Genomic DNA, 6,583 nt, shown 5'->3' on the forward strand with positions numbered 1-6,583 from the left:
GCCGACAGCGGCCCCAATCCCGAACTGATCGATATGACCCGGCGGTTCTGGGTCGGGCTGGGGCTGACCATCCCCGTTTTTATGCTCGAGATGGGTGGACATCTCTTGAACCTGCATGTTGTCGGGCCGCAGACGTCGAACTGGATCCAGCTGGCCTTGGCAACACCAGTCGTGCTGTGGGCGGGTTGGCCTTTCTTCCAGCGCGGCGCGGTGTCGATCGCAACCTGCCAGTTGAATATGTTCACCCTGATCGCCATGGGGACAGGCATTGCCTGGGTCTACAGTCTGGTTGCAACCATTGATCCAGGTCTCTTTCCGCCGGCCTTCCGTGGGCCCGATGGCGCCGTCGCGGTCTATTTTGAAGCGGCAGCCGTCATCACTGTGCTGGTCCTGCTCGGCCAGGTTCTCGAATTGCGGGCGCGTGAGCAGACATCGGGCGCGATCAAGGCGCTGCTGGACCTGACACCGAAGACGGCCAGACGCATTACGGCCGATGGCTCGGATGAGGACATTCCGGCTGAATCGATCCAGGTCGATGATCGTTTGCGCGTCAGACCCGGCGAAAAAGTGCCGGTCGATGGCGAAGTGTTGGAGGGCCGCTGTGCCGTGGATGAATCCATGGTCACCGGTGAATCGATGCCTGTCACCAAGGAAGCCGGCAGCAAGGTGATCGCTGGCACCATGAACCAGACAGGGTCATTCGTCATGCGCGCTGACAAGGTCGGCCATGACACCATGCTGTCCCGGATCGTCCAGATGGTGGCGCAGGCCCAGCGCAGCCGGGCCCCGATCCAGCGCCTGGCCGACGATGTCGCCGGCTGGTTTGTGCCGGCTGTCATCCTTGTCGCGATTCTCGCCTTTGCCGCCTGGGCAGTCTGGGGTCCGGAGCCACGGCTCACCTTCGGACTGGTTGCCGCTGTATCAGTGCTGATCATCGCCTGTCCCTGCGCGCTTGGCCTGGCGACGCCAATGTCGATCATGGTTGGGGTCGGACGCGGTGCCCAGCTCGGCGTCCTGATCAAGAATGCAGAAGCGCTCGAGCGGATGGAAAAGGTCGATACCATCGTGGTCGACAAGACTGGAACGCTGACCGAAGGTAAGCCAAAGCTCACCGATATCCGTACAACGGCCCAGATTGGCCAGGACAAGCTGCTGTATTTCGCAGCCAGCCTCGAACGCAGCAGCGAGCACCCTCTCGCTCAGGCTATCGTACAACTGGCGGCCGAACGCGGCATGGCGCTCGGGACGGCGACCGAGTTCGACAGCCCGGTCGGCAAAGGCGTGGTCGGACGGATCGATGGCCATCAGGTCATCATCGGCAATGCGGACTTCCTGCGCAGCCACGGCCTGCCAGCGGAGCGGTTCAGCCACCAGGCCGATGAACTCCGCCAGGATGGCGCAACCGCCATCTATCTTGGCATCGACCAGGAGGTGGCCGGTATCCTGGCGATATCCGATCCGGTCAAGCAGACGACGCCAGCGGCGCTTGCCGCCCTGCGCGAAGATGGCATCCATGTCGTCATGCTGACGGGCGACAACCGCATCACGGCCGAAGCCGTGGCGCGACGTCTCGGGATCGAAGAGGTAGAGGCCGATGTGCTGCCGGACCGCAAGAGCGCCGTCGTCGAGCGCCTGCGCCGCGAAGGCCGTGTGGTGGCAATGGCCGGCGATGGCGTGAACGACGCCCCCGCGCTTGCGGCCGCCGATGTCGGCATTGCCATGGGGACCGGGACGGACGTGGCCATCGAAAGTGCCGGCGTCACCCTGCTGAAGGGCGATCTTCAGGGCATCGTGAAGGCCCGTCACCTGTCGGCGGCGACCATGCGCAACATCCGACAGAACCTGTTCTTTGCCTTCATCTACAATGCAGCGGGTGTTCCGATCGCGGCCGGGGTGCTTTACCCGACCTTCGGGTTGCTTCTGTCCCCCGTCATTGCTGCGGCCGCCATGGCACTGTCGTCGGTGAGCGTGATTGCCAACGCATTGCGACTGCGTGCCGTCCGCATCAAATGAACGGAATCTGTCAGGAAATCAGGCCGACACTGCCTGTGGCGTGAAGCCCGCATTTTCGATGGCCTTGCGAACCACATCGTCAGACACTGAGCCACGCACGGAAACGCGCTTGGTCGGGCGATCGACGATAATGTCATCGACGCCAGGCAAAGCGGCAACCACTTTGCGGATACTGGTTTCGCAATGACCACAGGTCATGTCGGGAACGGTAAAGTCAGTCATGGGACACTCCTTGCTGCCCCAGCCTTACGGCCTTCCTGCGTGGGAAGGTCAAGGCATTTCTACCGGAGACGAGGCTGAAGCTGCTCCCAGGCTCGTCAGCCTGAAAGCTTATGCACTGGCATCGGTTTGGGGTGGCCGGGAAGCGGTTGCGGCGGCAGCGCCACAAGCCTGACATCGTGATAACCTGCCGCCTCGACAAGCGGGGTCGAGAGAACAAGTGGTGTCTCCAGGGCACGCGGTAATCGCGCGAGACGGCTTGCGACATTCACCGTGTCGCCAATGACGGTATATTCCAGGTGTGTCCCGTCGCCGATCACGCCTGCGAACACATCCCCGAAGTGCCCGCCAATCGCGATACGAATGGGCGGCTTGCCCAGCTTTATGCGTTCCTGGGACCAGGCCTCGATTTCATCGACCATCGACAGGGCGCAGAGTATGGCCCGCTTTGCATCGTCCGGCGCCTGTCGTGGTGTGCCGAAGACTGCCATGACGGCGTCGCCGATGTATTTATCGACCACGCCGCCATTGGCTAATACTGGCCTGGAAATCCGTTCCCTGAAGTCCGAAACAAACTTGGCAAGCTCGCCAGGATCCATCGCTTCCGCCATGGCGGTGAAGCCTTGTAAGTCGGCGAACAACACCGCGGCGCGGATGCGATCGCCAAACTCCGTTGTCCCAGATGGCCTGTTCATCAGCTCTTCAGCGACGTCGCGGGAAAAGTAGCGAGACAAAGTGGCGGCCCGACTGGTGCTGACATAGACATTGGCGATCAGTCGCCTGGTTCGCGCGGTCGTTACCGCGAGAATGCCCATGGTCAGCAGAAAAATGATGATCGGAAACACCCTGAAATGCATCAGATGCTCCGCTGCATCCGTGTGGAAACTGGATTCGTCGACGTTGCTGACCAAGGAAGCGATCAGGACTACGGCCGCCAGAATGCCGGCTGCAAACACCACCAACCAAGGATTGTAGCGCAACGAAGCGTGCAGAAAGACCACGACAAGCAGGCCCGAGATCGGCAGCGTGAATGCGTCTATGGGTGCAATGCCAAATTCCGCACCAATCATGACGATTGCGATGGTCAGGGTAATGATGTCGAAACCGACAAGTAAATAAGGCAGGACGACAGGATGATACTTTCTCCAGGCGGCTACCAGGCCCGCAATGGTTCCCAAGCCGTAAACCAGCACGGCCAGCTCCAGTGGCCGGTGATCCGCTTCCTGCGTGTGCGCAGTGAAAACTGCGGCAAGCAGCGTGACCAGGATGATGGCGCGAATGATCGATGCGATCCGCTCGCTTTCAAGATCGGATGCCCTGAGGGCTTGAGCGAGATTTTGCGGAAGGATTTTGTCCTGGGCCATTGTTCTTTTCAAAAAAAAGCTGACTACGGACTCCTCCTGAAGCACTGGCCGGACTAATTTAGTGGCTGGCCCAGATCAGGATATAGCATTTCCCGTTTAGCGCATCCAAGCAATACATTGAAGAGGTTGTTGATCGGGGGAGTTGAGGCGCTGTTCGCCTTTCTTGAGGTGTGGGTTGAAGTGCTGGCGCGGAACAACGTTACAGCGCCGGATGGCGCTTCGCCTGATTCCAGAAGTTCTCGATATCGTTGATATAGTTTCGCTCTTCGACGAAAGCCTCAGGGTGGTTGATCCGTTCATGGCGGAACTCCGAAGCTTCGACAACATCGTAGCTGGCTAAACCATCAATATAGACGGTGCTGTAGGGTGGGATGGTCTGCCAGATGATCGGCAACAGTGTTTTTGTATTGGGCATTGTGGGTGATCAAGGCGTGGACCTTGTCGTCATGTTTGAGGAAGTCAGAAACTGGTATTTTTCTGGCTGTGTCACGACGACGCCTCCCTTTCGGGGATCCACCGAAGTAGCTTTCATCGACATCGATCCCAGCTGAGAGCCATGACTCCTGCTCGGCAAGTTTGGCCACAATCGGTTCGCGCAACTTCAGGAAATAGATTGTGCCGCGTGGTTATTGACGCCCGCCAGTTCGGTCGCCAACGGTGCTGTGACGCTGGCTACAAACTGCTTGATCTGCTCTTCCTGAATATTTGCCTGATGCCGGCTTCACTGTCTCTTTCTAACCCCCGGGCCCGGATGGACCTTTTCTTCATATCTAGGCCAGACCCATTCGAATTCCATCCTAATGGACAGGGGGCGACACATATATCCAGCGTGACGGCATCAATCGCGATTTCGGCCGCTATTACACTCCAGACGAGTTTTATGCCGAGATTGGCACCAATGTGACGGGTTGGCGTCGCTGCCTTTACGTCCATTTCGTGCACCATTTCATGAACAGCAACAGTATTACAGCGGCAAAGCGCCGCAGGGCGAATGCTTGCAAGCGCTTGCCGGCTTTGGCACTTTCCCCGTGTAAGGCCAACCATATGGAGGATGAATGAAAGCGTTAGCAGCGATTATCGCCGCGGCAACACTGGCTTTCGCGGTATCGGCTCAAGCCGATGAAGCGAAATACGGCGGCCAGGTGAAGAAGATTGGCGCCTATGAGGGTGAATTGGTGGTCAAGGGCAGTGATGTGCAGCTCTATATCATTAAGGACCACAAGCCGATGCAGCCCACGGGCGGCATGGCGGCGTCGGTCAAGCTCTTCGTCAACAATGCAGAGAGCAGCGTGGAACTGAAGCCGCAAGGCGACAAGCTGGCCGGTAAAGCCGGCGCACCGCTCTCCGGTGCAGTCCGCGCCATGGCCACCCTCACCGAGGGCGGCAAGGAACTCGGCAAGGCACAGTATAGCCTTACCGCGAAGTAGCCCTAGTTATAGTGTAGGAAGGCAGCACAGCGCATGACACAGGCTATCGCAGCATATCGACGGAAAGGACGGCTTCTTGCCGCCTGGCTCGCCGTGTCCGCTGTCCTGTTCACGGCCCTGTTCGGCTGGCATACCGAGTATGCCGTTGCCAATGCTGCTGATCCGGTATCGCTGGCCTATTCGGCATCCTCCGATGCCGTGCCGCCGGATGCCGCTGCGGGTGACGAGACACCTGCTCCCGCCAAATTGGTGCAGGATTGTGCCGTGCATTGTGATCAGCATGGCCGTGCCATGCCGGTGCAATTGCGGGTCCAGATGGTGGCTTTCCCATCGACTGAGAGCCCAACCAGCCTACGCGACGCTGGCATTGATCTGGGCCTGATATTCGGCCTACTCGAACCTCCCCGAGCCTGATTCCCCGAACCTGAACGCTCCGGTGCCGCTGGCGCCGGTACCTGGTATTTTGTTCGAGGGAACAGAACATGCGTCTTCCCCTGCTTGTGCTCGCCGTGATGGCGGGTCTGGCCAAGCCATTGGCCGCGCAAACCCCTATGCAAATCACGCCGGCACCAGGCCAGACGGTGCGGATCGGCAGCCTTGATGAAGCCCTGCGCGTTGGCGAAGCGAAATCGCCGCGGCTGCGTGTAGCCGAAGCGCGGCGCGAAGCGGCCGGCGGAGACCGCCTGCAGGCGGAAGCCCGGCCCAATCCTGAATTATTTGTCGATGCCGACAACTTCGCCGGCAGCAAGTCCTACCGCGGCAGCCGCAATATCGAAGTGGCTGCCGGGATCTCCCAGACCATTGAGATGGGGGGCAAGCGAGACGCCCGTATAGGCTTTGCCGATGCGGGCGTCGCCCTGGCGGGGCATGAACGTGATGTCGACCAGCTGGCGCTGCGCGAGGAAATCGCGCGCGGCTATGTATCGGCACTCTATGCCGCCCGGGTCGTGGTACTTGAGGGCGATCGGCTGAAGAATGCTCAAGCCCTGGCTGGTGCCGTGCGTGAGCGGGTACAAAATGGCCGCGAACCGCCCTTCCAGGCACGCAAAAGCGAGATCGCTCAAGCCGCTGCCGAAGTGGCGAGCCAGAAGGCGGAACGCGAATACACCACTGCTCTGGCGGCGCTCGCCGGCAGCCTGGGCGTCACCCGAGTCGAGCTCGCCAATGATGGTGGCTGGTTCGAGCGCAGTGGTGGCTTGCCCAGTGTTGGCCCGGATGAAGAAAGCTTGCGTGCGAACCCTGATTTCAGCCGAGCCGGCGCGGCGGTGACGCAGGCACGCTCCGCTATCGCCAAGGAGCAGGCGGCTGCCGTCCCTGACCCGACTCTGCGGGCCGGTGTCCGCCGTTACAACGAGGATGACAGCAACGCCTTCATGGTTGGTATTTCGATCCCGATTCCGGTGTTCGACAGCAATCGGGGCGGTATCCAGCGCGCGCGCCAGGAACTGGTCCGCGCGGAAGCCGAGGCGGATGCATTGCGCCTCAATCTGCTGGCCAGCCTGGCGAAAGCGCGGCAGTCGCTGCAGGCGGCGCACCGCGAAGTGGAGGTGCTGAGCCGGA

General features: G+C 60.4%; 7 protein-coding genes. 4 read left to right on the top strand and 3 right to left on the bottom strand.

The features are described 5' to 3' along the window. A partial coding sequence (locus KBB36_RS20445; RefSeq protein WP_290985593.1) for a copper-translocating P-type ATPase occupies positions 1 to 2,013 on the top strand: 2,013 nt, incomplete at its 5' end. An 18-nt stretch (positions 2,014 to 2,031) separates the two neighbouring features. Here KBB36_RS20445 and KBB36_RS20450 read toward each other — a convergent pair. The 3 genes from KBB36_RS20450 to KBB36_RS20460 form a co-directional block, all read right to left on the bottom strand. Next, entirely contained in the window at positions 2,032 to 2,235 is a 204-nt protein-coding gene (locus KBB36_RS20450; RefSeq protein WP_290985596.1) for a heavy metal-associated domain-containing protein, read from the bottom strand. A 95-nt stretch (positions 2,236 to 2,330) separates the two neighbouring features. Next, entirely contained in the window at positions 2,331 to 3,596 is a 1,266-nt protein-coding gene (locus KBB36_RS20455) for an adenylate/guanylate cyclase domain-containing protein (RefSeq protein WP_290985599.1), read from the bottom strand. Between the two features lie 199 nt (positions 3,597 to 3,795). After that, positions 3,796 to 4,011: a transposase gene (locus KBB36_RS20460; RefSeq protein WP_290985602.1), complete on the bottom strand. Its 216-nt coding sequence runs from the start codon at positions 4,009 to 4,011 to the stop codon at positions 3,796 to 3,798. A gap of 640 nt (positions 4,012 to 4,651) precedes the next feature. On the opposite strand from KBB36_RS20460, the gene KBB36_RS20465 reads away from it, so the two are divergent. From KBB36_RS20465 to KBB36_RS20475, 3 genes are all read left to right on the top strand, one after another. Next, positions 4,652 to 5,023 (top strand): hypothetical protein, encoded by a 372-nt coding sequence (locus KBB36_RS20465; RefSeq protein WP_290985604.1) that lies wholly within the window; start codon positions 4,652 to 4,654, stop codon positions 5,021 to 5,023. Between the two features lie 93 nt (positions 5,024 to 5,116). After that, entirely contained in the window at positions 5,117 to 5,437 is a 321-nt protein-coding gene (locus KBB36_RS20470; RefSeq protein WP_290985607.1) for a hypothetical protein, read from the top strand. A gap of 68 nt (positions 5,438 to 5,505) precedes the next feature. After that, a partial coding sequence (locus KBB36_RS20475) for a TolC family protein (RefSeq protein ID WP_290985610.1) occupies positions 5,506 to 6,583 on the top strand: 1,078 nt, incomplete at its 3' end.

It is taken from the genome of Ferrovibrio sp., from assembly GCF_017994015.1.
In the GTDB taxonomy this organism is placed as follows: domain Bacteria; phylum Pseudomonadota; class Alphaproteobacteria; order Ferrovibrionales; family Ferrovibrionaceae; genus Ferrovibrio.